The organism is Rhodococcus sp. 14-2470-1a (genome assembly GCF_002259425.1).
GTDB lineage: Bacteria > Actinomycetota > Actinomycetes > Mycobacteriales > Mycobacteriaceae > Rhodococcoides > Rhodococcoides fascians_E.
The window spans coordinates 135,484-158,900 of the sequence record NZ_NPFZ01000004.1 but is presented as its reverse complement, the minus strand read 5'-3'; the positions used below and the strand labels follow the sequence as shown (position 1 = coordinate 158,900).

Below are 23,417 nucleotides of genomic sequence, written 5' to 3'. Positions count from 1 at the left end.
GCCCGCGCCGACCGTCCGGGTGATCCGATCACGCGTTCGCCGCGAGGACCGACAACAACTCGTAGGCGACGTGGGCAGCGGCGATTCCGGTGATCTCGGCGTGGTCGTATGCGGGTGCCACCTCGACGATGTCCGCACCGACCACGTCTACTCCGACCAGTCCGCGCAGGGTGTTCAGCAACTCGCGCGACGTGAGCCCGCCCGCCTCCGGTGTCCCCGTCCCCGGCGCGTGTGCAGGATCGAGCACGTCGATGTCCACGGACACGTAGACCGGGCCGGTGTCCAGGCGAGCACGCATGCGTTCGACGATGCTCGCGACGCCGTCGGTTTCGTAGTCGTCGGACCGAACGACCTGGAAACCGAGGATGCGGTCGTTCTCCAGATCCTGCTCGCTGTAGAGCGGCCCTCGGATCCCGATGTGCTGTGAGCGCTCGAGGTCGATCAAGCCTTCCTCGCTGGCCCGACGGAACGGGGTCCCATGCGTGAACGGCGCCCCGAAATACGTGTCCCATGTGTCGAGGTGCGCGTCGAAATGCAGCACCGCCAACGGACCGTGGTCACGCGCGAGCGAACGCAGGATCGGCAGCGCGATCGTGTGGTCACCGCCGATCGTCAGCACCGACGAACCGTCCTGTCGCAGTCCGGTCACCGCGGACTCGACGGTGGCAAGGGCTTCGGTGATGTCGAACGGATTGACCCCGATGTCACCGAAATCCGCGACCTGACGATCTGCGAACGGGGAGACCTTCAACGCGGGGTTGTAGGGACGAAGCAACTTCGAGGATGCTCGGATGTGACCGGGACCGAACCGAGCGCCCGGCCGATAACTGACGCCGGAATCGAACGGCACACCGAGAATCGTGACGTCGGCACGCGACACCTCGTCGAGCCGCGGTAACCGCGCGAACGTCGTCGGCTCGGCATACCGGGGCACCACGGTTGCGTCGACCGGACCGATGGGACCGACAGGTGGTCGTTCGGGGCTCATGACGCTGACGATGCCAGACTTCGGATCGTCCCACCGGATGTTTCCCGGGGACGCCGGACTTCCGTACGCTCTCGGGCAGGACGACAGCACCTCGGGGAGGAGAATTCATGAGCAAGACCGCCCTGCGTGCCTCGCTCTATCAAGGCCCCGAGTTCTCGGGTGACGTCGAAGCGAACCTCGCCGCCGTCGGCCGGGCAGCGGACAGTGCGTCACGTGCAGGGGCCGACATCCTCGTCACGCCCGAGATGTCGATCAGCGGATACGACATCGGGGAGCTCGTCGCGGCCCGGGCCGAACCTGCCGACGGCCCGATCTTCGACGCCGTCGCCCGCATCACGTCCGAGACGGGCGTGGCCGTCGTCTACGGATATCCCGAACGAGACGGATCCGTCGTGTACAACTCCGTTCAGGTGGTCGGCGCCGACGGTTCGCTCGTGGCGCGCTACCGCAAGACCCATCTCTTCGGGGAACTGGACCGCGGCCACTTCGTCCCCGGTGATCGACTCGTCGCGCAGTTCGACCTGGACGGAGTGAGGTGCGGTCTGCTGATCTGCTACGACGTCGAGTTCCCGGAAGCCGTTCGAGCACATGCCGATTCCGGCACCGAATTCCTGATCGTGCCGACGGGGCTCATGACGCCGTTCGACGTCGTCGCCACCCACGTCGTCCCCGCGCGGGCGTACGAGAGTCAGATGTTCCTGGCCTACGTGAACCGATGCGGCCGCGAAAGCGAGCTGCAGTACTGCGGCCTGACGTGTGCCATCGCTCCCGACGGGAGCGAACTCGCTCGCGCGGGCCGCGGCGAGGAGTCCCTGGTGGTCGACATCGATACGGAGATGCTCGCCCGGTCCCGGTCGATCAACACTCATCTTGCCGACCGTCGACCGGACCTGTATCTACATGCCAGAAAGGGAATTTCATGACCACGCCGGTGACGCCGGACAGTACGTCCGCCGACTCGGACGAGCGTCCGTTGACGATGTTCGGTCCCGACTTTCCCTTTGCCTACGACGACTACGTCGCGCATGCGGACGGGCTGGGCGAGGTGCCCGCCTCGGCGCTCGGCAGCGAGGTCGCTGTCATCGGCGGGGGACTGGCCGGAATGGTGGCGGCGTACGAGCTCACCAAGTTGGGTTTGAAACCGGTTGTCTACGAATCGGATCGAATCGGTGGACGCATGCGGTCCATTCCGTTCGACGGCCATCCCGGGGTGGTGGCCGAGATGGGCGCCATGAGATTCCCGCCGTCGTCCACGACGCTGTTCCATTACCTCGACGTGCTCGGACTGCAGACCGAGCCGTTTCCCAACCCACTTGCCGAGGCTACGCCGAGTACGGTCATCGACCTCAAGGGAACCAGTCACTACGCGCAAAGCCTCGACGATCTGCCCGATGTCTTCGGCGAGGTGGCCCGGGCATGGCAGCGCACGCTCGAGGACCACGCGGATCTCGTTCCGCTGCAACGGGCGATCCGCGCTCGCGACACCGGTGAGATCAAGACCTTGTGGAACGAGCTGGTGCAGCGCTTCGACGACCAGACGTTCTACGGATTCCTCGCGTCCTCCGAACACTTCAGGTCCTTCGAGTTGCGAGAAGTGTTCGGGCAAGTCGGTTTCGGGACAGGTGGCTGGGACACCGACTACCCCAATTCCATTCTCGAGATACTGAGAGTCGTGGTCACCGCTGCCGACGATCACCACCGAGGCATCGTCGGTGGATCGCAACAACTTCCGGTCGGTCTGTGGCGCGCGTCGACGACGTCCGATCACTGGCCGGACGGGACGTCGGTGGAGTCGCTCAACAACGGCAGCACCTCACCGCGCGTGGTGCGGTTACGCCGCACGGGGTCTGAAATAGTCGTCGGTGACGCGGACGGCGGCGAGCGCACCTATCCCGCTGCCATCGTGACCGCACAGAGCTGGATGTTGCTGTCCACCATCGAATGCGACGACGACCTGCTACCGATCGACCACTGGACCGCGATCGAACGCACCCACTACATGGGGTCGACCAAGGTGTTCGTGCTCGTCGACCGACCGTTCTGGAAGGACAAGGACCCGAACACCGGGCGCGACGTCGTCAGCATGACGCTGACCGACCGGATGAGCCGAGGTACGTACCTGCTCGATCAAGGAGAGGGAAAGCCCGGTCTGATCTGCCTGTCCTACACCTGGTCCGACGACTCCCTCAAGCTACTGGCGCTCGGCCCGACCGAACGAATGAACCTCGTGCTCAGATCGTTGGAAGGGATCTACCCGGGGGTCGACTTCCGCTCCCACATCGTCGGCGAACCGGTGACCGTGTCGTGGGAAACCGAACGCGACTTCCTGGGTGCGTTCAAAGCGAACCTCCCCGGTCACTACCGATACCAGGAGCGCTTGTTCGGTCATTTCGTGCAGGACTCCTTCGACGAGCGCCATCGCGGACTGTTCCTCGCCGGCGACGACATCTCGTGGACGGCAGGCTGGGCGGAAGGCGCGATCCAAACGGCCCTCAACGCGGTGTGGGGCGTCGTGCACCATCTCGGCGGATCTTCCCGCGCGACCAATCCCGGACCAGGCGACGTCTTCGAACAGCTTGCCCCGCTTCGGCTCGGTGACCACTGAGGTTGCGCGTTCGGCGCTACCTGACTGTGCCCGTGATGAGCTACGGTCGAGGTCGGTCGGCGTCGCGTCGGGGGCGGCGCCGATTCCGACTGTCCGGGCTCTCGGCGTCCCGGCTGCGTACGCCCGCAGTAGGTTCGAGGCCGGAAGCCCGCTCGAGCAGCGGCTTGGTCCGGTAGGGGATGAGCTCGCTCATCGCGATCGACATGTTGGTGCGTTCCACGCCCGGGATCTTCAGGATCAGACCCGCCACCCGGTAGAGGTCGTCGGCGTCGACGGCCGCGATTCGGATGTGCATGTCGGAGGCACCGGAGAGTCCGAACACCTCGAGCACCTCCGGAATGGTTCCCAGATGGTCGGTGACTTCTGCGAGTCGATGCTGATCGACCCTCGTGGTGACGAAGGCCTGCAAGGCGTAGCCGAGACTGCGCGGCCGAACTCGGTGATCGATGGGCGTCAGGGCCTCCTTGTCCTCCCACCGAGTGAGTCGAGCTTGCACGGTGTTGCGAGAAAGACCGAGATCTCCGGCGAGTTCGACGCCGGTAGCACGCGGTTTCGCGCACAGGGCGAGCAAGAGGCGGGCGTCGGTGCGGTCGAAATCGGTCATGGATTCACGGTAGTGGCGACGACCGTTCCGTGCGTGCGAAGGCGCCCCGGCAGATCGCGGATCATCGCCTCGTGGCTAGTGTGCGTTCATGGCCAGTATCGAATCGACCGACCAGTTCCGACTGTCTGGAGCGTGGAACTTCCGCGATGTCGGGGGCGCTCGGACGGCCGACGGTCGCGAGGTTCGGCGAGGCCGGTTGTTTCGATCCTCCGAGCTGAGCCGGCTGGATTGCGAGGGCGAGAACATGCTCGTCCGTACCGGAGTGCGCCACGTGGTGGATCTTCGTGGGCAGTCCGAGATCGACCGCGCCGGTCGTGATCGCGTGCCGTCCTCGGTCCGGGTGCACAGCACTCCGTACGAGATCCACAAGGGTGAACGCGCCCCGCACGAGCTCGGCAACGTCGTCGACGCCGATGCGCAGTTGCAGTACATGATGCGCGCCTACACGTCGTTTCCCTCGCTCGCCGGGGCGAAGGTGGCCATCCGTCGCGTCGTCGACGCGGTCTCGGACGGCAGTGGTGGCGTTCTCGTGCACTGCGCTGCGGGCAAGGATCGCGCCGGATGGACGATAGCGACGGTCCTGCGCGCAGCGGGGGTGCTCGAACAGGACATCCTGACCGACTACCTGGCCAGCAATGCGGCAATCGCTCCGCTGCGCGCGCACCTGTCCGACATCTGGTCGGACGGTGACGGGCAGGGCCGCGAGAGCACGAGCGATGGCAGCTCGGTGTTTCTGTCCAATGCCGTCCTCGGTGTCACCGAGGAGTACTACCGACACGGGCTGAGCGTCGTCGACGAGCTCTACGGATCGTTCGACGGATATCTGAGCGAGCTCGGAATAGGCGTCGACCAGGTCGAACGGTTGAAATCTTCACTGCTCGTCCCGACGGACTGAATCGGACACGTACCCTGTCCAGCATGCGTACTGGACAAACGGCGCCGGATTTTCGGCTACCGGATCACGAGGGGAATGTGCGGTCCCTCGGTGAGTTGCTGGCCAGGGGCCCGGTGGTGCTGTTCTTCTATCCTGCGGCGTCCAGTCCGGTCTGCACGGCCGAGGCCTGCCACTTCCGGGATCTGGGCCGGTCGTTCGAGGCCCTGGGGGCTCAACGAGTCGGGATCAGCACCGACACCACCGACAAACAGTCGCACTTCGCGTTGCAGCGTTCCTTCGACTATCCGCTGCTCGCCGACTCGGACGCCTCGGTGGCGGGCCAGTTCGGAGTCAGGCGTGGCGGGTGGCTCATGCGCCGCCGACGCCGGCAGGAAATTTCCAACCGTTCGTCTCACGCTGCGAAGCGTGGAATCCTCCGTCAGCTTCTGTCGGTGAAGCGAACGACGTTCGTCATCGATCGCGACAGGGTGGTGCGGCTGGTGGTGACGAGCGAGCGTGCTCACGTGCACGCGGACAAGGCGTTGGACTACCTACGCTATCTGGCCTGACCCGGCTTCTCCGCTGAACAGAGGCGTGTACACGGCGGGCTTGCTGTTCTCGGACGTGGATTCGGCGGCAGTCTTGTCAGCGTGGCTGAAAAGAGCCTCGATCTTGATATTCGGTTCCATCTTATGAAGCATGCCCCCGTTCGAGGGAAAACGCCACCTGGACGCGCTGAGCAGCACGCGAGAAAAATATTGACCGCCAACGTTTTTGGAAAGCGACGTCGAGGGGTGGGAGACTGGGCGTCGTGCCCGATCTCGAAACTGTCCTGTCCGGACTCCGTCGCCGCCCCGACGCGGAGGCCGTCAACCTCTTTGCCGTCGACGCCGCGGACCGGCTTCTGCTCGACACGGTAGGCGAATCGGTTTCGGACGTGGCCGCCCGACGGATCACGGTGATCGGTGATCGCTACGGCGCGCTCACGCTCGGACTGCAGGTGCAGTACGGCGTGACCGGCATTCGCGTCCACCAGGATTCGTACACGGGCGAACTCGCACTCGATCGCAATGCGACCTCGGCGGGCATGTCCGGGGCGCACACTCACCACGCGTTGGACCAGTCGTTGCTCAGCGGCGCGGACCTGGTGCTGATGCAGTTGCCGCGCAGCCTCGCAGAACTGACCGAGATCGCCGAGGCGATCGCCGCCCACGCCGATCCGGGGGTGGTCGTGCTCGCGGGTGGCCGGGACAAGCACATGGCGCCGGCGATGAACGCCGTGCTCCGATCGTCCTTCGAGACGGTCACCGCGGGCCGGGGCAGACAGAAAGCTCGCGTCCTGACGGCGTCGAAACCCGTCCCTTCCGAGACTCGAAGTTATCCCGTGACCGCGGTGCTCGACGACCTCGATCTCACCGTCGTCGCGCACGGTGCGGTGTTCGCCGGGGCGAAGCTCGACGTCGGAACCCGGTTCCTGACCGAATTCACGGACCGGATGTTGCCCGGTGCCCGTCAGATCGTCGACCTCGGCTGCGGAACCGGGATACTCGCCTGCCTGCTGGCCCGTGCGCGGAGCGAGGCTCGGGTCCACGCAAGCGACAGATCCGCCGCGGCCGTGGCGTCGGCGACTGCGACCGCGAGGGCGAACGGTCTGGACATCGACGTCGTGCGGGACGACGCACTCTCCACGTTCCCCGACTCCTCCGTCGATCTGATCGTGTGCAACCCGCCGTTCCACGAAGGGGCGTCCCTGCACACCGGCAGCGCCCAGAAGTTGTTCGAGGCAGCAGGGCGGGTGTTACGTCCGAACGGCGAGATGTGGACCGTCTACAACACTCACCTCAACTACCGGCGTGCACTGGCCGACGCGGTGGGACCGACCGCGGTGGCGGGGAAGAACGCAAAATTCACCGTCACCCGGTCGGTCGTCTGACCAGCTCGTCTACTCGACCGGGCCGCCGTCTTCCGGCGTGCCGTCGATCTGGCCGCGATCGCGGCCCCGGTCCTCGACGAGTGTCCCCTCCACGATCTCGGCCTGACGCTGGCCGTCCGCGTAATCGATGTCCGGGTCCTCGTCCGAACCGACGATCTCGTGGTCCACGATCTCCTCGGTCAGCTCGTCGTCCGGAGTTTCCGCCACCGACCGTTCCTCGTCCTCGAGCGCGGTGTCGGGCTCTTCCTCGCTCAGCTTCTCGTCCAGGCTCTCACCTTCGAGCGCTTCGTTCGGCGTCGTTCCGAACCGGTCGGCCTCGCTGTAATGGTCCGGTGCATCGACGATGTCGTCGCCGTCGTCGTTGCGCACCTCGTCCGAGTCGAGGCTTTCGCTCTGGTCCAAAGTGTCGCCTGGTCCGTCTTCGATACTCATGTGATCCATAGTGCCCGCCGAGGCGCCGCGGGAAACTGCCGGTGTCTGCGCGGTTCGTCACGAAGGAAGGTAGAGTCCGAATTGTCGGAAGTCGTGTGGTCCGACTGGGAACTTTTGTCCGTATGTGGGAGTTTTACGTACAGCTGCCGGTTCACTACCGGTTGTCGGGCTCGGCGCGACGCGACGGGCTCGAACTCGAAGAAGGATTCACCCTTCAGAAAGGACGCGACACGGTGCGCACCTCCAGCAACCCGGTGTTCCGCAACCTGCCCAAGCAAGAGGGCGGCGGATACGCCACGTTCGGCTCTGCGACGGCAGGTGCCTCGCAGGCTGCTCAGCAGTTCGGTCAGCCGCAGGCCTACGGCGATCCCTACCAGACAGGCCCCACGTCGCGGGCGATGACGATCGACGACGTCGTGACCAAGACGGGCATCACGCTCGGTGTGCTCGCGCTCACTGCGATCGTCTCGTTCATCCTCGTCGACGGTAACCCCGGCCTCGCAGCTCCCTTCGTCATCGGTGGCGGTCTGGTCGGTCTCGGCCTGGTCCTGTTCGCGACGTTCGGCCGCAAGATGGACAGCAAGGCAGTCGTGCTTGCCTACGCGGTCGCCGAAGGCATCTTCCTCGGTGCTCTGTCGTTCCTGTTCACGTTCCCGATCCAGGGTGCGTCGGCCGGAACGCTGATCTCGCAGGCCGTGCTCGGTACGTTCGGTGTGTTCTTCGGAATGCTCGTCGTCTACAAGACCGGTGCCATCCGCGTCACCCCGCGCCTGACCCGCATGATCGTCGGTGCACTCATCGGCGTCGTCGTGCTGGCGCTCGGTAACCTCGTCGCCAGCTTCTTCATGGACGGCGGCCTCGGCCTCCGCGACGGCGGACCCATCGCCATCATCTTCAGCCTCGTCTGCATCGGCATCGCCGCGTTCAGCTTCCTGCTGGACTTCGATCAGGCGGACCAGCTCATCCGCGCGCAGGCGCCGGAAAAGGCTGCCTGGGGTGTGGCCCTCGGCCTGACCATCACGCTGGTGTGGCTGTACGTCGAGATCCTGCGACTGCTCAGCTACTTCAACAACGACTAATTCGAGAAGGGCTTTCGAATCTGAAAGCCTGGAGAAGGCCCCTGGCCTGCGCTTTCGAGCGCGGGGTAGGGGCTTTGTCATGTTTCAGGCAGTACCGATGACACGCTTTGACACAACTGCGCCGTAACTCTCAGCAGCCGCCGTCAGTGCGTCGTTCTGCGAGTGCAGGTACACGCGAGCTGTCACGTCAACCGATGCATGTCCGAGCCACGCTGATATGACGGCAAGGGGTACCCCCTGCAGGTGCATCAGTGTTCCGCAGGTGTGGCGGGCATCATGCAAGCGGATACGTCGGACGCCCGATCTCTTGCACGCAGCGATCCACCAAAATGTGAGGTTCGCCGGCGCGACGCTATTACCCGCCTCATCGACGACGACGTGTGTCCCGGGGCCGTACGCCTCGCCGAGCGCGAGCCGTTCCGTTGCCTGACGACGCTTCGCCGCGCGCAATGCGTCAGCAAGGCCTGCGGTCAGCGGAAGTGTGCGTGACGACCGACGGGACTTCGGTGCGCTGTCGTGCGTGACCGCTCCAGTTGTGACGCGATTGTGACGAATGGTCAGCTTTCCGCCTTCGAGATCGACGTCCGCCCATTCGAGGCCAGCCACTTCACCGCGGCGTAGGCCCGACAGAGCTAGGTGCCATGCGTGCTCGAGACGGTCGGGCTCCACGGCTGCGAGAAGGCGCTGGACTTCGTCGGGGGTGTAGGTCTCCATGTCCTTTGTTTCGACGGGCAGTCGGTCGACGAGCGCGGCAACGTTTCGAACCACGTTGCCCTGTTGCTGCTCGGACTCGAGAACCTGCCCGAAGACCCGGAGTGCCATGTTCACCGATCGAGCTGACCATGGCTTGCGGGGCTTTCCCTTGCCCTTCACGAGACCGCCTTCGACGAGTTGGTCCACCACTACGTCGAGGTCCGCTTTGCTTACTTTCTGGATGGGCATCTGTCCGAGTTCACCCTGGATCGGTGCGAGCGCGTGAGTGTAGCCGTACAGCGTTGTCGCTCGGACACCCCGCTTGCCCTTCAGCCACTCAGTGCACGCCGCGTCCACGGTTCGGACGTTCTTGCCTACAAACACACCGGCGGCCGCACTGCCGGTAATCGTCGCGAGCGCCGTGCGCGCCTCGGACTCCTTCTCGAACCGACGCTTGACCCAACGACGCTTGCCCGTGGTGTCAGCGACTGCAACACGTAGCTCGTAGCGAACAGTCTTGCCGTCGCTCAGCGTGACCTTGGAGATCTGGGGCGGCAACTGCTTCCTAGCCATATCGATGGTCCTCGTCGTTGACTACCATTCCCAAACTCTTCAAGTCGTACAAGACACCGTCGATGTCCGCCATCACCTTCGTAAGTCGTTGGCCGATCGCGTCACGAGCTTTGACTGCCTGTTCAGAATCCCCCGCGAGGCTCGGGTGCCGTAGTCGAATAAAAGCTTGCGCAGCCTCTTGCTCTAACGTGCCCAGCTCATCCAGGATCTGCACACGCAAGACCGCCTCGTCGTACTCACGATTCTCATCCAGCTTCCTGCGGTTCTCGGACAGCTCGTCGGGTGACGAACGCTGAGCAATCTCAAGCAATTTCTGATCGTGTGCGTCGAGATGCATCTTCCCTCTGCCGACGAACCAGTCCAGCGCCACCGTCTCTCTGACCACCGAATGAGGTAGGTACTCGACACGTCCATCGGGGATGTGTGGGTAGAGGAGTTGTACGGGCGCGATACGGAGCGCTCTGGCGAGAACAATTAGCTCTGAAACCTCCAGCTTGCCCTGCCGGCTGTTGTTCTCAATCTTTGAAATCGCCACCCGCGTAACAGGAAAACCAAGCTCTGAACATCGCCTCGCCAGGGTAGCCGCGGTGATGCCGCGAACATCCTGTCTCCAATATCGCAGCCCGGCAGCGGCGTTGGCTGAGATTTCCATCTGCCAGCGCCTGGCGTCTTCGTCAATGTTCGGCATTGCGACATCTTCGCACATGTTCTGTTGCATTCGTGCGGCGTCGTGCTACGGTTTCGTTATCGAGACTCAAACTACTCGATGAGTCGCATAACGGAAACGCAGGAGAGTGAAAGATGGCGAAGCTGAATGGAATTGAGACCGTTTTCGAAAGGACCAATCTCGGACGTACGGCGATCTACGCCTTCATTGCGTCGGGCGAACTGCGCTCCGTCAAGGTCGGTCGCCGGCGCCTGTTCACCGACGACGCAATCGACGAGTTCATCAACCGTCTCGAGTCCGCGGGTGCGCAGTCCGGCGTCGCCTGAAATGCAAGACATCAACACCCGCGCGCAACAAAAAGCCCCCGGCCAGATTCGCGGTGTTACCAGCACCGCGGGCCGAGGGCATCGATCCCACCCGTATCAGAAAGCAGGAACTTCGATGACCAAGAGACTACAGCCCCACACCGACATCGTGAACCTCGACCCCAAGCTCACCGAGGACGAGGAGTTCGCGCAGCACATGGCGGAGTCCTACCCCCACGTAGCGGAGGGCTCCGCCCACTGGACCTGGCAACGCCACATCTTCGACCAGTCCGGTTGGTGCGAGAAGGAGAACATCCAGCCGGAGCTGTACGGTCACATCTCGGACGCCCCGTACTGGGCCCGAGCCTACGACGGATTTGTTCCGAACCGCACACCTTCGCAGTCCGGGTGGGAGTCCAGCGAAGCCGAGATGCGACTGCGCCGCGAACCCGGCAAGTGGAACGACGACGGCCTCACCCTCGCCCGACTGAGGCTGCACATCCGCCAGAGCGTATCGAGCCGCGAACCGTTCCTGGTTCTGAACATGACGAGCCTGGACGTCGAGACGAAAGACAAGCTGACCAAATATCGGCTTACGCAATTGACCCTCGATGAGGCAATCGAACTCGCGCACTTGCTCTTGTTGACCGTGGACGTCGCCCGTGGACCCGCCGACGAGAAGACGGTGGTCTGAGCCGTGGCGCACATCGACTGGCACTCCGACGAAGAGACCGTCTCTGCTCACTACAGCGCGGTCATCAAGAGCGTCGTCGCCCGCCTCGGCTACGACTGCTCGATCACCTTCAAAGACGTCGACGAAGTCAAAGCACTGATCGATCAACTCGGCATGGCAGTTGCAGCCTACGACGAACACCAAGGCCGCGAACTACTGCGTATCGAAGACGAGATCCGCAGTGCCGCAACCATTCGAGAGGAACTTTAGATATGACTGACACACCCAGCCACGCCATGATCGTTGGCGACGACGGCATTCCGACCGGCGTAGTCGACTTCACCCAGATTCAGTCCGAAGCGACGATCCTGATGTACACCTACGCCGCAGCAGCCGGCAACGATGAAGACATCGACGCAGTTGCACTCGATCTCATGCGCAACAACAGCGTCGATTCAGTCGGGTACATCAACGCCGCCGCCCTTTCCCTCATGGTCCGCTGCGTTGTCGCTCCGATGCTCGAAACCATCGATACCCTGGCGCCGGCGCTCGACTTCCGGGCCAAGCTCGCTGAGTCCAGGGATAACGCAATCGAGACCCTGCGGTGAGCGCCTACACCAAGGACATCGATGGCGAACCGATGATCTCGACCGCAGGTATGGCCCTGTTGTTCGGCGTCTCCGAGGAGCTCTGCAGGGCAGAACTCAAACGCCAGTCCGACAACGGCTGCGAAGGCTTCATCCCACCTGGCGAATGGATCCGCAACGGTAAACGCAGAGCCGCTGAGTACCGTGCCGAAACTGGACGGAACGACGCCGAGGGTGCGCTGGGCTACTGGTCCGAACGCGAGGGGAAAGTGTCATGACACCCGTAGAAGCGTTTCTCGCACTGGCTCTGATCGCGCAATCGATCTGCTGGATCGCAACGGACTTCCGGCGCTTCACCGGATAAACATTCTCATCGGCAACCGCCGCACGAGATCCCTTCTAGAGAACGACCTTTAGGTCATATGCCAGGCAACGCAATGACCAGCGGAGGGGCCGGACAAACCCAACCAGAGGACCCGGCCCCTCCACCACCATCACCGAAAGGCGGACACCTAACAATGGTATCCGAGTCCGATCGAATTCAGCAGTCCGCAGACAACGCGCGCAGTGAACTGTTCACACAGGGAATTCTCTACGTTGAGAACCTCCCTGTTGGGTACACCTTCACCGCAGCAGACGTTTTCGAGTTCATTCCCGGTTTTGCCGACGACCATCCGTCTCGCCACGGAGCCCTCATCCGGGCGCTACAACACAAGCAGCTGATCGAGTTCTCCCACTACGGCCCTGCGCGTAGACCGAGCAACTGGGATGCGCCATCTCGGCATTGGCGTCGCACCGAGGTCAAGCGGGCGGGTGACGCCGCATGATCGCTTACCAACGAGTCGTCGACGCCCTCCGCAGCTACGGCTGCGAGGTGCACGAAAGCGGGAACGGCAAGGCCGCAGCACAAGCGCCCGGCCATTCCGCCGCAGACAGGTCCGTCGTCATCACTGCCATCGAGGGCAGTGTGCTGGTCTGCTCCCATTCGGATCCCACTGATGACGTGCTTGCCACCCTCGGCATGACCAAGGCCGACCTTTTCGACAACCCGAAAGGCGAGACGTACAAGTACGCGGGTGGCCGCCGGGTACACCGTTCACCCGACAAGAAATTCAGGCAGAGCGGCAACGTCAAGGACACCGCCCTGTTCCACGTCGAGAAGCTCGCCGACCACCCGATCGGGTTGCCGGTGTACGTCGTAGAGGGAGAGAAGGACGTGCTCGCACTCGAAGCCGTCGGCGCCGCTGCCGTCTCGCCCGCCATGGGCACTGGCAAGGCAGCGATGTTCGATTGGACGCCGCTACGCGGACACACCGTCATCATCATCGCCGACCGAGACGAGAACCCGGAAACGCTCGAGCGCGCGCGTAAGCACGCCGTCGACGTGCTCCATCTGCTCGAACCAATTGCCAGCGAGGCCGTTGTCGTCGAGACCCGTTTCGGGAAGGATGCCGCAGATCACGTTGCGGGCGGGCGAACCCTGCAGGAATTCGAACCGGTCGAGATTCCAGGCGAGACTTACGGCGCTCGTCGATTGCGCATCACCCGAGGCTCCGACGTCAAGACACGACGGGTTCAGTGGATCATGCCGGACTGGATTCCCGCCGGATCGCTGACGTTGCTCGCCGGCCGAGAAGGCCTCGGCAAGTCGACGATCGCCGCTTCGATCTGCGCATCGATCACACAAGGCATGACCGAGGGCGAACTGAAGGGCACCCCACGCAACGTCCTCTACATCCACACCGAGGATGCACGCGAGTTCACCGTCGCACCACGACTACGGGCCGCGGGTGCAGACATGGACCGCGTGCTCTTCGTGGACGTACAGACGGACACCACGGACGAGGGCACGCTGATCCTGCCGCTCGACACGTTGGCGCTAGAAAAGGTCATCATCAAGCACGACGTCGCGTTCGTCGTCCTCGACGCCGCTACCTCGAGCATGTCCTCGGAGCTGTCCGGCAAGGACGACCGAGCTGTCCGCCAGTACCTCGAACCACTCTCACAGCTCGCAGGACGTCGCGACTGCGTGATCTTCGGGCTCTGCCACTTCGGTAAGCGCGATGGCGCCGACACCGGAAAGCTCATCCTCGGTTCTATCGCGTGGAGCCAGGTAGCCCGATCGGTACTCTCGGTAGCACTCGACGACGACAGCGGGCATCTCGTCGTGACGAACACCAAGGGCAACCTCGCGCCACGGACACGCTCAATGGAGGCGCACATCAAATCAGTGCCCGTGCCGACCGACGACGGTGACGCCGAAGTCGGAGTGATCGAGTGGTTGGGCGAATCAACCCGGGACGCCAGGGAGCTGCTGAGCGGACCCGACGACTCGGACAGTGACGATCGAACCGAGGCCGAGAATTGGCTTGCGGACTACCTCACCGAAACGGGCCGACCGACAGCGAAACAAGTGAAGGCTGAAGCCCGGAAGCAAGGTATCTCAGAGCCGACTGTCAAGCGGGCAGCGAAGAAACTCGGCGTGGTTTACGGGTACGAGGGTTTCCCTCGGACGTCGATCTGGTCCCTTCCAGATCCGAAATCGCAGTCGGCTCACCATTCATCCCTAACCGTTACACGTGAGCCAACTGAGCCAACTGAGCCAACTGGACTTGACCAGGGGAAACACCGTGAGCCGACTGGAGCCGAACTGCAGTCGGCTCACGCTCCCGTGAATGAGCCGACTGTTGATCCAACTGCGCCGCCCACTGTGCGTACTCCTGGACGCACACCAGACCAATGGCTGCGCTCGGGGGATCATCTGTCGGGTGATGCGGCATGACCGCCTCATGGGAGGGGCTCACCGACGCCCTCAGCACCGCGCCCAATTTCCAGGGTGCCGCGTGCGTCGGCCAGTGGAATTTGTTCGACCCACCGGACAGCGACGTTCACGAACACCCTCGGCTGGTCCGTGAACGCCACGACGAAGCGAAGGCACTATGCGCGGCCTGCCCGGTGTTCGGACGTTGCTCGTCCTGGGCCAAATCACTGTCACCCGGTGAAGTCTCCGGGGTGCTCGCCGGGACCACGTACAGGCCTCCGACCCGCTCACTGCCGCCATACAAACGGAGGGCGGTGGCATGACTGCGAAGCATCTCACCGACAGAGAAGTCGAACTAGCAGTGCATGGCAGTGTTGCCTCGGCCCGTGTGCGGATCGAGTTCGGGGAGCAGATTCTCCTCCTCGACTTCGCCGATGCACTCCAGCTCGCCGACGATCTCGTCGACACTGTCGAACGAACCCGAAGAACACGCAATCGACGAAAGAATGGCACCAACCACCATGAGTGAAACCACCCCAGAACCCGAACCTGAGTACTACGAGTTCGTGCTCGACGCGGACGGAAATTTCTCGGCCAGCGTCGACATGAACAAGGCCATGCGAGATGGAATGTTGCTCGCAGGCCACGCCGTCGAAGCCCGGGAAGACATGCAGGCCGTGTTCTCTCTGATGAACAACTCCGCGGCGGATCAGAACCATGCGAGCAACGTGGTGGCCGCATACACCGTCGTTCGACTGACTCACGTCATCGGCACTCTCGTCGGCGCCCTCGAAGCGACCGGCGTTGCACCGTCCGAGGTCAAGAAAATGCTGTACGAGTTCTAAAATCAGCGTTGCAGTGCAACGCATTTCGGACCAACTTCCGATAGAATCGGAAGTGAGCTGATACCGCGCAAGGCGGTTCACTCCCGGGCACACGGACGCAAGGTTTGGACGCCCCATCCGCGCAAGGCGGAAAGCGAAAAACAAACCCAACCAATGCGTTTCGAGTGCTCGGGAGTTTTTATGGCTGGCGGAAGAATCGATATCGAAGTAGGCGCGGATACCTCCCGCGTTGCGGGGGATCTACAGCGCGGCCTCGGCGGCGCTGTGGGGCTCGCTGGGAACTTCGGAAAATTGATGGGTGCCGGGATTCTCGCCGGCGGTGTGGTCGCCGCGTTCGGTGAAGTGGTGAAGGCAGGAAACGACTTCACCAACGAGCTCAACACGATGCAAGCCGTCTCGAGTGCCACAGCTCAGCAGATGTCAGCAGTGTCCGAACGCGCTCGGGAACTCGGCAACGACAACGACCTGTCCGCAACATCCGCCTCCGACGCCGCAGCCGCGATGACCGAACTCGCCAAGGGTGGGTTCACCGTCGAACAGAGCATGGAAGCCGCGCGCGGCACCCTCCAGCTCGCCGCCGCCGCACAGATCGACGCAGCCACCGCAGCCACCATCCAGTCCCAAGCCCTCCAGTCGTTCGGGCTCGACGCCTCCTACGCCGCCACCGCATCCGACGTCCTCGCCAACGCCGCGAACGCATCGTCCGCCGAGATCACCGACATCGCCGCCGGACTACAGCAATCCGGCGCCGTCGCCAATCAGTTCGGTCTGACCATCGAGGACACCGCCTCCACCCTCGGTGTCCTCGCCAACGCAGGCATCGCCGGATCGGACGCCGGAACACTGCTCAAGTCCGCGCTCCTCGCCGTTACCGACCAAGGCAAGCCAGCGCAGGCAGCCATCGAGGAACTCGGACTCACGATCTACAACGCCGAGGGGCAGTTCGTAGGAATGTCCAGCCTCTTCGGGCAGTTGGACGAAGCCGCCGCCAGCATGACCCCCGAGCTCTACCAAGCTGCGACCGCAACCCTATTCGGATCCGACGCAATGCGCCTCGCCGGTGTCGCCGCCGAACAGGGCCAAGCGGGTTACGACGCAATGCACACCGCCATCGAACGACAAGGCGCCGCCGCCGAAGTCGCAGCCGCCAAGACCCAGGGCCTACCCGGCGCGATGGCCGCAGTCGAGAACGCAACCGAGACACTCACCCTCGGCCTCTACGACCTCATCAAGGGCCCGCTAGAAGGCTTCGCGAACGGTGCCGCCGACTTCATCACCACCGCTACCCCGAACGTCATCGACGGCCTGTCCGGAATGGCATCCGCAGCGGCCCCCGTCGCCACCACATTCGGGTCTGTCGTCGGCGCAGTCTCCGAACTGCCCACACCCATCCTCGCCGCCACCGCAGCACTCGTCGCCCTCCGAGTCACCGGCCTCGGCGCGTCACTGACCACAGCCGCGACCGGTGCCACGACAGCCATGCGCGGCTTCGCCGGACAAATGGCCGTCCAACGTGCACTCGCCGCCGGCGCAGGAACCCAGATCGGCACATTCGGTGCCGCGATGGCCACCGTGCAAGCCCGCACCGGTGGTGCAGCAGGGGCCCTGCGCGGCATGAGCGCCGCCCTCGGCGGACCCCTGGTCATCGGACTCGTCGCAGCAGGCGCCGCCGCCTACTCCATCGTCGAAGGATTCCGCACCGCCGCAGAACAGCAAGACCTGCTCGCAGCGTCTGCTACCGGCGCAGCCATCGCCCAACGGGACGTCGCGAAAGCATTCCAGGAATCACAGGGCGCGATGTCGGACACCGTGCTGAGTGCAGTCTCCGCACAGGTCGACCAGTTCCGAACCGAGCAGGACAAGATCGCCGAGACGACCGCTGGATTCGGTCGCATGGTCGCACTCGGATTCCAGGACATCGGCGGCATCTTCACCGGCGACGGCTTCTCCGGACAGCGCGTCCTCGACGAGCAGAACCGTGTCGCCGAGGGCGCCGAGAACATGAAAGCGGCACTCGACCGCACCGGACTATCGACCGAGGAACTCGCCGGCAAGCTCACCGGATCACAGGTGCAGTTCGATACCTTCGCCGCGGTCCTCCGCAACAACGGCGAAGGCGGCGCCGAAGCCGCAGACAAGCTCGCCGGCATGCGCGATCAAATCCTCGAATCGCAGGAGACCGCGAAGAACACCACCACCGGTTTCTTCGACCTCTCCACGGCGATCGGGATCCTCGGCGACGAAGCATCCTCCGCTGACGACCGAGTGAATGCTCTCAAGACTGCACTCGATGTGCTGTCCGGCAAAGAGATTCCGCTGTCGGATGCAGTGCAGGCATACAACGACACCATCCGAGAGATGGGCGCCGTGCAGCCCGCGACCGTCGACCCGACCGCCGGCATCGGTGATGCTCTCGTCGGGCAGAACGGTGCCGTCGATACCCAGCTCGCGAACGGCTCCAAGCTGCGAGACTCCCTCACCGAAATCCGTGACCGCACCATCGAGGTCACGAACGCCACCATCACCGCGGCACTCGCGCAGGGCAAGAGCCTGCCCGAGGCGCAGGAAGCCGCACGACTGGCAATCGCCTCGAACGACACCGCTCTGCTGAACCTCGGCAACAGCTACCGGCTCACGCAGACCCAGATCGAGGCGATGGCAGCAGCAGAAGGTCTACTGCCCGAGCAGATCATCATGCTCGCCAGCCTCTCGGGTTCGGATGACGTGACGCAGCAGTTGGCAGTCATCTCCACCATGCTTCAAGGCGTAGGTCAGCCCGTCGACATCCCCGTCGAACTCCTGGACGACGCAGCCCTGAAGGAGATCCAGGAACTCGGCGGCACTGTCGAACGCGACATCAACGGCAAGCCCGGCATCGTCCGCATCTCCGCGCCGAACCAGGAGGCCCTCGATCGCATCCGCGAAATCGACCTCAACGTACGAGCTCTCCCGGACAAGCGGGTCACTGTCACAGTCGACTACAAAGAGGTCGGTCGTCTCGCCGGGCAGTTCGGTTCCTTCAGCCCCGAGGCTATGCGTGCAGCCGGGTTCAACCCGACAGCGGATTACATTGCGCAGTACGGCAAGGCCGACGGCGGCCCGATCACCGGTGGTGTGCCGGGCAAGGACTCCGTCCCGATTCTCGCGATGCCGGGCGAGCACATGCTCACCACCGACGATGTCGACCGCTTGGGTGGCCAGGCCGGTGTGTACCGATTCCGAGAAGCACTCGCTCAGGGAAAGGTCCGCGGATTTGCAGCTGGCGGCGCGATCGTTGACAGCCTCACCTCCTACGTGGGCCGGTATTTTCCAGCTCTTCAGATGACCTCCGGCTACCGAGACGGTGACCCCGGTTACCACGGTCAGGGTATGGCCGCCGACTTCTCGAATGGCTACGGCAACACCACCGAACAGCTCGGCCTCGCCGTCCGCATGGCAGACACCTTCGGCAGCCAACTCAAAGAACTCATCTACGACGACCCCCGCTTCGGGCGTGAAATCAAGAACGGTGCGACCGTCGACGGCAGCTTCTACGACGGCGCCGGGGATCACACGAACCACGTGCACATCGCGACCGACCATGTCCTCACCGACACCGCAAACACTGCTCCCGTCCTCTCCGAACGCGACCAAATCGCGCAGGCGATCATCGACGAAGGACGCCGCCGAGGCATCACCGACAACGGCATCCTCGCCGCCCTCATGACCGGACTTGCCGAGTCCGATCTACAGAACCTCCCCTACGGAGACAGAGACTCCACCGGCGTCTTCCAACAGCGCGACAACGGCGCCTGGGGCACAGCCGAAGACCGCATGAACCCCACCAGAGCGGCCGGGATGTTCTACGAAAAACTCGCAGGCTTCGACTACGAGACGATGGACCCCGCCGCTGCCGCACAACAAGTGCAGCAGTCCGCCTTCTCGGACGGCTCGAACTACCGCGCCGAAACCGCAGAAGCACAGGCAATCCTCGCTGCAGCCGCCACCCGATCCGCGACGACTTCCAGCACCACCGAATCGGACTGGGAAGAAAAAGACCAGATCGCACTCGACCGCGCCGTAGTCGCCGTCACACAGGCAGAAGAAGCCCGCGACAAGGTCTACGCCGACGAGAAGAAGAGCCAAGCCGACCGCGAGCAGGCAGACCTGAAAGTCAAAGCAGCCAAGCAGAAGGTCGTCGACCTACAGGCCGAGAAAGACAGTGCCGCAACCGGAGTCAAGGACGGACCGGCACCGCAGGCACCCGACCTCGCACGCACCTACACCGACGTCGAGATCGAGCGCATGGAAGCGCAGATGGCCGTCGACGACGCGAACCTCCGCCGCAACGAGGTCTACGCCGATCCTGAAGCAACAGCGAACGACCGCACGAAAGCAGACATCGCGCTCGATCAAGCCCGCAAAAAACTCGACGAGGTCATCAAGAACCCCGGCTCGACGACCACCGCAGGGTCGAGCACCACGGCCGGTAGTTTCTCCATCAAGGATCGATTCAAGGACTTCGGTGCACAGGTCACCGGAATCATCATCGATTCTCTGTTCGAGCAGATGCCGTTCGGGATCGGAGACTCCCGGCTCTGGGATCTACAGATCCCCACCTTCGGACAAGCAACCGAATCCGCGAAGATGACCGAGGGCCAGATCAGCGGCACCCAACCCGCACCGGACTGGGTCGCCTCTATCACCACCGGGATCACGTCGGCACAACAGCAGTGGGACACCGCAACCCGTACGGACTGGCAGTCACAGTTCGCGGACTTCATCAACAGCCAGCGCAAGAATGCGGTCCTCCGAGACAACGGCGGCCGCCTCGAGCACGGGATGATGGCCCTGAACTTGTCGGGCCAGGACGAGTGGGTCACCACAGGGGCACAGCGAGATGCCCAACTTCGCGAAGTTGCGGCACTGCGAGCCAGCAACGCGTCCGCAGCAGGCAGTGCCTCGCTCGACCTGTCCGAGCTCAACGCCCGAGTCGGTGACCTCGCCCGAACGGCGCAACAACCCACAGTGGTGTTCCAGACCGATTCGGTGAATCAGGGCATCCGAGCGTGGCGCAGCGAGATGAACGTGCGATCTCTTTCGTTCAAGAAGCGCCGATGATGCGCACACACGAGAGCTACCTACACGGACTCGCCGGGGTCGAGGTCACCCTCCCCGGCCGAGTCGCCGCCCTCATCGAATCCCGCTGCAACCTCCGTGAACTCCGAGTAGCACTCCGAGGCCAAGACCGCGAAGTCGACGAAGCCCTACTCGCCATCAGCCTCGCAGCACTGCACTGGCGCACTTCCGCAACCGGAAGCCCAACAGCGGCGCAACCGGAAGAGACCCCACGATCACAGTGGTACAGCACAGGAGAAGCAGCCGACATCCTCTACCTCTCCGACCGAGCAGTACGACTGGCCATCACCGAAAAGCGGCTCAACGCAACACGAGTCGGCAAACGGTACCGCATCAACCGAGAAGACCTTGAGCACTTCAAAGCCGCCCGATCCGCAGCCTGACACCAAGGAGACGCACCATGCCGGACTACATCAAGAAGTCACAGGACGCCATCAACACCTACCTCGAACAACTCGACGCCATCCGCGCCGACACCACCCTGTCCAAGAACGGACGCCGCGAACAGATCGCCACCATCTACGACACCGCCCGGACAGCCGTCGACCACGCCGCCGAGAAACACCAGTGGACCAAGAACACCCACCGGCAGAAGCTCGAACGCACAGTGTTCGGGCCACCCACCAAGACACTCACCGGCTCCGACGCCATCTCATGGCGTGACGCCCAAGACCGAGCACAACGACTGCTCCCCTCCTCCTACGCCGACGCCCCCGACAACAGCGTCCTCGAAGCCGAAGCCCTCGCCGTCCTCAACCGTGCACTTCAATCCGGAGATGACCACCTCGCCCGAGCAGTCGTCACCGTCGCATTCGACATGCGCTGGGCCGACGTCGCAGACACCTACGCCCAAGCCAGCCCCGACACCGACACCGTCGTCGAACTCTGGAACGTCGCCACCAACGACGGCCGCGGCATCGACCTCGAATCCTTCAACTTCATGCTCGACCAGCCCGACGAACTCAACACCCCACCCGACCCCGAACCGAGGAACTACGCCGCCGAAGCAGCACACCAGAAACAACTCGGCCGCCAATTCGCCGACGCCCTCACCAACAGCGCCGACGACCTCACCACCACACCCGGCCGACCCTCCGCAGGATTCGGAACACCCGCCGGCGGCACCGGACCATTCACAGCCTGAAAGCGAGAACCAACATGACCACAACACTGCTCACCGGAACCTTCGGCCCGCACATCAAGAACAACAAGTACGACCCCACCACCCTCGACATCACCCTCGACATCGACGGCACACAGACCACCGCCCGACTCGAACACACGATGGACGACACCGACATCGACAAGCTCTGGCTCGGCACCATCTACAAACACCTCGGCAAGCCCATCGACGCCACCCGAAACGGCAACACACTCCACGCATTCGGGCACACCTGGACCATCCACTGACCACACCCCTGGGGGCGCATCCCCAACCGCCCGACCCCACCGTGACCTCGGGTAAGGGCACTCGCAGTCCAGAGCACCTGAAACGATCACCCTTGGAGGGCTGATGGCATCGAAGAAGACCCCAGCCGGCCTCGCAGCGGCTGGAGCGAAGTTGTGGAAGTCGGTGGTCGATGAGTACGAACTCGACGAGCACGAGTCAGCACTGCTCCTGGAGGCTGCTCGTACCGTCGACCAGCTCAATTTGTTGCAGGACGCGGTGACGGCCGAGGGTGTGGTGATTGATTCGCCGCAGGGCGCGAAGGCTCATCCGGCGTTGGTGGAGGCTCGGCAGCAGCGAATCACGTTGGCTCGGATCATCTCGGCGTTGCGCCTGCCGGATGAGGAGACGGGGAAGAAGCCGCAGCAACGGTCGGGCACCCGGAAGTTGTACACGATCAGGCCGGGTGCTTGATGCGCCGACGCAGCAACGACACCGGGCTTTCTGTCGACGGCAACAAAAAGGGTGGTCCGGTGTTTCCGCCGTTCGTGGTCGAGGAGTGGCTGGGCCGCATCGAGCCAGGTAGGCCATTGGACGGGAAGCACGCATTCCTTGCTTACAACCGGGCACGGCTGCGGTGGTGCCGAGAGCACGCGATCGATAGTTACGGTCACCTTCACGGCCACCGGTGAGGCCCCTGGGGGCAGACCCTTGAAACTCCTGCCCCCAGTTGGGCCTCGGGTAAGGCGGATTCTGTCCTGTACGGGTCTGGATGAGTCCGTCAGAGACCGGGGAAACCGCGCGGGAAAGTCGTCTGAGAAATGTCCGGCATCGACGGCATCTCGGGAAGATGGAATTCCCAGGAATGGATGGTGACCGGTGCGCCGTATGGGATGTACAGCTTGGAGATGTCGCCATCTTCGTCTTTGACGGCTAGAAGCACATGGTCTCCGGGCTTCAGTTTCTTCAGTTTTTCGACAAGTCCGTCTGCCTGGGTGTCTGTGACGTTGTGGCGCTCACCGTTGTAGCTGATGTGTGGCATTTCTTGTCCCCTCTCTACTGTCCGGCGACCATGGCGAAGATGAGTCCTCCGACGACGCCGCTGAGGATGTTGCCCATGAAGACACCTATGGCGATGGTGGAGATCTTGACTTCGACCTTGCGGGTGAGGGGTTCGTACTCGGTGGGTACGACTCGGTTCCATTTCTGCTTTTCGGGCTGTTCGGTCATTCGATACTCCTGGGTCGGGTTGTCTGGTCTGCTACAGATACCAGAGACCTCGGACATCGGCCG

General features: G+C 63.4%; 28 protein-coding genes. 21 read left to right on the top strand and 7 right to left on the bottom strand.

All coding sequences use genetic code 11. The annotated features are described in order from the left end of the window. Positions 1–28 precede the first annotated feature (28 nt). Positions 29–988: an agmatinase gene (gene speB / locus CH292_RS02095; protein WP_019663479.1), complete on the bottom strand. Its 960-nt coding sequence runs from the start codon at positions 986–988 to the stop codon at positions 29–31. Positions 989–1,095: 107 nt separating this feature from the next. On the opposite strand from speB, the gene CH292_RS02090 reads away from it, so the two are divergent. Both CH292_RS02090 and CH292_RS02085 read left to right on the top strand, forming a co-directional pair. Continuing rightward, positions 1,096–1,911 carry a carbon-nitrogen hydrolase family protein gene (locus CH292_RS02090; RefSeq protein WP_094653884.1) on the top strand — a complete coding sequence of 272 codons (816 nt, stop codon included), beginning with the start codon at positions 1,096–1,098 and terminating at the stop codon, positions 1,909–1,911. Beyond that, positions 1,908–3,593: an NAD(P)/FAD-dependent oxidoreductase gene (locus tag CH292_RS02085; RefSeq protein WP_019663481.1), complete on the top strand. Its 1,686-nt coding sequence runs from the start codon at positions 1,908–1,910 to the stop codon at positions 3,591–3,593. Before CH292_RS02090 ends, CH292_RS02085 begins: the two co-directional genes overlap by 4 nt. A gap of 40 nt (positions 3,594–3,633) precedes the next feature. Here CH292_RS02085 and CH292_RS02080 read toward each other — a convergent pair whose 3' ends face one another. Beyond that, complete coding sequence (locus tag CH292_RS02080; RefSeq protein WP_019663482.1) at positions 3,634–4,197, bottom strand: Lrp/AsnC family transcriptional regulator; 564 nt, start codon at positions 4,195–4,197, stop codon at positions 3,634–3,636. Positions 4,198–4,285: 88 nt separating this feature from the next. Between CH292_RS02080 and CH292_RS02075 the strand changes: the two genes are divergently transcribed. From CH292_RS02075 to CH292_RS02065, 3 genes are all read left to right on the top strand, one after another. Further along, positions 4,286–5,092 carry a tyrosine-protein phosphatase gene (locus CH292_RS02075; protein ID WP_094653883.1) on the top strand — a complete coding sequence of 269 codons (807 nt, stop codon included), beginning with the start codon at positions 4,286–4,288 and terminating at the stop codon, positions 5,090–5,092. A 23-nt stretch (positions 5,093–5,115) separates the two neighbouring features. Beyond that, positions 5,116–5,640, top strand: a complete 525-nt coding sequence (locus tag CH292_RS02070) for a peroxiredoxin (RefSeq protein ID WP_026347498.1) — start codon at positions 5,116–5,118, stop codon at positions 5,638–5,640. A 242-nt stretch (positions 5,641–5,882) separates the two neighbouring features. Further along, positions 5,883–7,004 (top strand): class I SAM-dependent methyltransferase, encoded by a 1,122-nt coding sequence (locus tag CH292_RS02065; protein ID WP_019663486.1) that lies wholly within the window; start codon positions 5,883–5,885, stop codon positions 7,002–7,004. Positions 7,005–7,013: 9 nt separating this feature from the next. Here the strand turns inward: CH292_RS02065 and CH292_RS02060 are convergent, their stop codons facing one another. Beyond that, the gene (locus CH292_RS02060; RefSeq protein WP_026347499.1) at positions 7,014–7,436 is read right to left on the bottom strand and encodes a hypothetical protein; all 423 of its coding nucleotides are present in this window, start codon (positions 7,434–7,436) and stop codon (positions 7,014–7,016) included. Between the two features lie 233 nt (positions 7,437–7,669). On the opposite strand from CH292_RS02060, the gene CH292_RS02055 reads away from it, so the two are divergent. Then, the gene (locus CH292_RS02055; RefSeq protein WP_026347500.1) at positions 7,670–8,515 is read left to right on the top strand and encodes a Bax inhibitor-1/YccA family protein; all 846 of its coding nucleotides are present in this window, start codon (positions 7,670–7,672) and stop codon (positions 8,513–8,515) included. A gap of 84 nt (positions 8,516–8,599) precedes the next feature. Here CH292_RS02055 and CH292_RS02050 read toward each other — a convergent pair whose 3' ends face one another. Both CH292_RS02050 and CH292_RS02045 read right to left on the bottom strand, forming a co-directional pair. Then, on the bottom strand, positions 8,600–9,781 hold the full coding sequence (locus CH292_RS02050) for a tyrosine-type recombinase/integrase (protein ID WP_094653882.1): 1,182 nt from the start codon (positions 9,779–9,781) through the stop codon (positions 8,600–8,602). Then, positions 9,774–10,469: a helix-turn-helix domain-containing protein gene (locus CH292_RS02045; RefSeq protein ID WP_143545712.1), complete on the bottom strand. Its 696-nt coding sequence runs from the start codon at positions 10,467–10,469 to the stop codon at positions 9,774–9,776. The genes CH292_RS02050 and CH292_RS02045 overlap by 8 nt, the downstream gene beginning before the upstream one ends. 113 nt (positions 10,470–10,582) lie before the next feature. On the opposite strand from CH292_RS02045, the gene CH292_RS02040 reads away from it, so the two are divergent. The 15 genes from CH292_RS02040 (at position 10,583) to CH292_RS01975 (ending at position 22,598) form a co-directional block, all read left to right on the top strand. Continuing rightward, positions 10,583–10,774: an excisionase family DNA-binding protein gene (locus CH292_RS02040; RefSeq protein ID WP_094653880.1), complete on the top strand. Its 192-nt coding sequence runs from the start codon at positions 10,583–10,585 to the stop codon at positions 10,772–10,774. A 115-nt stretch (positions 10,775–10,889) separates the two neighbouring features. Further along, positions 10,890–11,447, top strand: coding sequence for a hypothetical protein (locus tag CH292_RS02035; protein ID WP_094653879.1), 558 nt, complete (start codon positions 10,890–10,892; stop codon positions 11,445–11,447). A gap of 3 nt (positions 11,448–11,450) precedes the next feature. Further along, positions 11,451–11,696, top strand: a complete 246-nt coding sequence (locus tag CH292_RS02030) for a hypothetical protein (RefSeq protein WP_094653878.1) — start codon at positions 11,451–11,453, stop codon at positions 11,694–11,696. 2 nt (positions 11,697–11,698) lie between these two features. Beyond that, a complete protein-coding gene (locus tag CH292_RS02025; RefSeq protein ID WP_094653877.1) occupies positions 11,699–12,034 on the top strand; it encodes a hypothetical protein in 336 nt (111 codons plus the stop codon). Continuing rightward, a complete protein-coding gene (locus CH292_RS02020) occupies positions 12,031–12,291 on the top strand; it encodes a hypothetical protein (RefSeq protein WP_094653876.1) in 261 nt (86 codons plus the stop codon). Before CH292_RS02025 ends, CH292_RS02020 begins: the two co-directional genes overlap by 4 nt. A gap of 240 nt (positions 12,292–12,531) precedes the next feature. After that, complete coding sequence (locus tag CH292_RS02015) at positions 12,532–12,840, top strand: hypothetical protein (protein ID WP_094653875.1); 309 nt, start codon at positions 12,532–12,534, stop codon at positions 12,838–12,840. After that, positions 12,837–14,795, top strand: a complete 1,959-nt coding sequence (locus tag CH292_RS02010; protein WP_094653874.1) for an AAA family ATPase — start codon at positions 12,837–12,839, stop codon at positions 14,793–14,795. Before CH292_RS02015 ends, CH292_RS02010 begins: the two co-directional genes overlap by 4 nt. Further along, positions 14,792–15,097, top strand: coding sequence for a WhiB family transcriptional regulator (locus CH292_RS02005; RefSeq protein ID WP_094653873.1), 306 nt, complete (start codon positions 14,792–14,794; stop codon positions 15,095–15,097). Before CH292_RS02010 ends, CH292_RS02005 begins: the two co-directional genes overlap by 4 nt. Continuing rightward, positions 15,094–15,303: a hypothetical protein gene (locus CH292_RS28490; protein WP_143545711.1), complete on the top strand. Its 210-nt coding sequence runs from the start codon at positions 15,094–15,096 to the stop codon at positions 15,301–15,303. The genes CH292_RS02005 and CH292_RS28490 overlap by 4 nt, the downstream gene beginning before the upstream one ends. Then, positions 15,296–15,619, top strand: coding sequence for a hypothetical protein (locus tag CH292_RS02000; protein WP_094653872.1), 324 nt, complete (start codon positions 15,296–15,298; stop codon positions 15,617–15,619). The genes CH292_RS28490 and CH292_RS02000 overlap by 8 nt, the downstream gene beginning before the upstream one ends. A gap of 180 nt (positions 15,620–15,799) precedes the next feature. Continuing rightward, complete coding sequence (locus tag CH292_RS29220) at positions 15,800–20,719, top strand: phage tail tape measure protein (protein ID WP_256977853.1); 4,920 nt, start codon at positions 15,800–15,802, stop codon at positions 20,717–20,719. Next, the gene (locus CH292_RS01990) at positions 20,716–21,120 is read left to right on the top strand and encodes a helix-turn-helix domain-containing protein (protein ID WP_094653870.1); all 405 of its coding nucleotides are present in this window, start codon (positions 20,716–20,718) and stop codon (positions 21,118–21,120) included. The genes CH292_RS29220 and CH292_RS01990 overlap by 4 nt, the downstream gene beginning before the upstream one ends. Positions 21,121–21,137: 17 nt before the next feature. Next, positions 21,138–21,881, top strand: coding sequence for a hypothetical protein (locus tag CH292_RS01985; RefSeq protein ID WP_094653869.1), 744 nt, complete (start codon positions 21,138–21,140; stop codon positions 21,879–21,881). A gap of 14 nt (positions 21,882–21,895) precedes the next feature. After that, positions 21,896–22,147: a hypothetical protein gene (locus CH292_RS01980; protein ID WP_094653868.1), complete on the top strand. Its 252-nt coding sequence runs from the start codon at positions 21,896–21,898 to the stop codon at positions 22,145–22,147. A 103-nt stretch (positions 22,148–22,250) separates the two neighbouring features. Beyond that, positions 22,251–22,598, top strand: a complete 348-nt coding sequence (locus tag CH292_RS01975) for a terminase (RefSeq protein WP_094653867.1) — start codon at positions 22,251–22,253, stop codon at positions 22,596–22,598. 307 nt (positions 22,599–22,905) lie between these two features. Here the strand turns inward: CH292_RS01975 and CH292_RS01970 are convergent, their stop codons facing one another. Together CH292_RS01970 and CH292_RS28770 are read right to left on the bottom strand one after the other, a co-directional pair. After that, the gene (locus tag CH292_RS01970) at positions 22,906–23,166 is read right to left on the bottom strand and encodes a hypothetical protein (RefSeq protein WP_094653866.1); all 261 of its coding nucleotides are present in this window, start codon (positions 23,164–23,166) and stop codon (positions 22,906–22,908) included. 14 nt (positions 23,167–23,180) lie between these two features. Next, a complete protein-coding gene (locus CH292_RS28770; RefSeq protein WP_179277888.1) occupies positions 23,181–23,354 on the bottom strand; it encodes a hypothetical protein in 174 nt (57 codons plus the stop codon). Positions 23,355–23,417 lie beyond the last annotated feature (63 nt).

Excerpts from the sequence above, each read along its gene's own strand:
- speB (WP_019663479.1), bottom strand. The coding sequence starts at position 988 with ATGAGCCCCGAACGACCACCTGTCGGTCCCATCGGTCCGGTCGACGCA.
- CH292_RS02090 (WP_094653884.1), top strand. The coding sequence starts at position 1,096 with ATGAGCAAGACCGCCCTGCGTGCCTCGCTCTATCAAGGCCCCGAGTTC.
- CH292_RS02085 (WP_019663481.1), top strand. The coding sequence starts at position 1,908 with ATGACCACGCCGGTGACGCCGGACAGTACGTCCGCCGACTCGGACGAG.
- CH292_RS02080 (WP_019663482.1), bottom strand. The coding sequence starts at position 4,197 with ATGACCGATTTCGACCGCACCGACGCCCGCCTCTTGCTCGCCCTGTGC.
- CH292_RS02075 (WP_094653883.1), top strand. The coding sequence starts at position 4,286 with ATGGCCAGTATCGAATCGACCGACCAGTTCCGACTGTCTGGAGCGTGG.
- CH292_RS02070 (WP_026347498.1), top strand. The coding sequence starts at position 5,116 with ATGCGTACTGGACAAACGGCGCCGGATTTTCGGCTACCGGATCACGAG.
- CH292_RS02060 (WP_026347499.1), bottom strand. The coding sequence starts at position 7,436 with ATGAGTATCGAAGACGGACCAGGCGACACTTTGGACCAGAGCGAAAGC.
- CH292_RS02050 (WP_094653882.1), bottom strand. The coding sequence starts at position 9,781 with ATGGCTAGGAAGCAGTTGCCGCCCCAGATCTCCAAGGTCACGCTGAGC.
- CH292_RS02045 (WP_143545712.1), bottom strand. The coding sequence starts at position 10,469 with ATGCCGAACATTGACGAAGACGCCAGGCGCTGGCAGATGGAAATCTCA.
- CH292_RS02040 (WP_094653880.1), top strand. The coding sequence starts at position 10,583 with ATGGCGAAGCTGAATGGAATTGAGACCGTTTTCGAAAGGACCAATCTC.
- CH292_RS02035 (WP_094653879.1), top strand. The coding sequence starts at position 10,890 with ATGACCAAGAGACTACAGCCCCACACCGACATCGTGAACCTCGACCCC.
- CH292_RS02025 (WP_094653877.1), top strand. The coding sequence starts at position 11,699 with ATGACTGACACACCCAGCCACGCCATGATCGTTGGCGACGACGGCATT.
- CH292_RS02015 (WP_094653875.1), top strand. The coding sequence starts at position 12,532 with ATGGTATCCGAGTCCGATCGAATTCAGCAGTCCGCAGACAACGCGCGC.
- CH292_RS02010 (WP_094653874.1), top strand. The coding sequence starts at position 12,837 with ATGATCGCTTACCAACGAGTCGTCGACGCCCTCCGCAGCTACGGCTGC.
- CH292_RS02005 (WP_094653873.1), top strand. The coding sequence starts at position 14,792 with ATGACCGCCTCATGGGAGGGGCTCACCGACGCCCTCAGCACCGCGCCC.
- CH292_RS28490 (WP_143545711.1), top strand. The coding sequence starts at position 15,094 with ATGACTGCGAAGCATCTCACCGACAGAGAAGTCGAACTAGCAGTGCAT.
- CH292_RS02000 (WP_094653872.1), top strand. The coding sequence starts at position 15,296 with ATGAGTGAAACCACCCCAGAACCCGAACCTGAGTACTACGAGTTCGTG.
- CH292_RS29220 (WP_256977853.1), top strand. The coding sequence starts at position 15,800 with ATGGCTGGCGGAAGAATCGATATCGAAGTAGGCGCGGATACCTCCCGC.
- CH292_RS01990 (WP_094653870.1), top strand. The coding sequence starts at position 20,716 with ATGATGCGCACACACGAGAGCTACCTACACGGACTCGCCGGGGTCGAG.
- CH292_RS01985 (WP_094653869.1), top strand. The coding sequence starts at position 21,138 with ATGCCGGACTACATCAAGAAGTCACAGGACGCCATCAACACCTACCTC.
- CH292_RS01980 (WP_094653868.1), top strand. The coding sequence starts at position 21,896 with ATGACCACAACACTGCTCACCGGAACCTTCGGCCCGCACATCAAGAAC.
- CH292_RS01975 (WP_094653867.1), top strand. The coding sequence starts at position 22,251 with ATGGCATCGAAGAAGACCCCAGCCGGCCTCGCAGCGGCTGGAGCGAAG.
- CH292_RS01970 (WP_094653866.1), bottom strand. The coding sequence starts at position 23,166 with ATGCCACACATCAGCTACAACGGTGAGCGCCACAACGTCACAGACACC.
- CH292_RS28770 (WP_179277888.1), bottom strand. The coding sequence starts at position 23,354 with ATGACCGAACAGCCCGAAAAGCAGAAATGGAACCGAGTCGTACCCACC.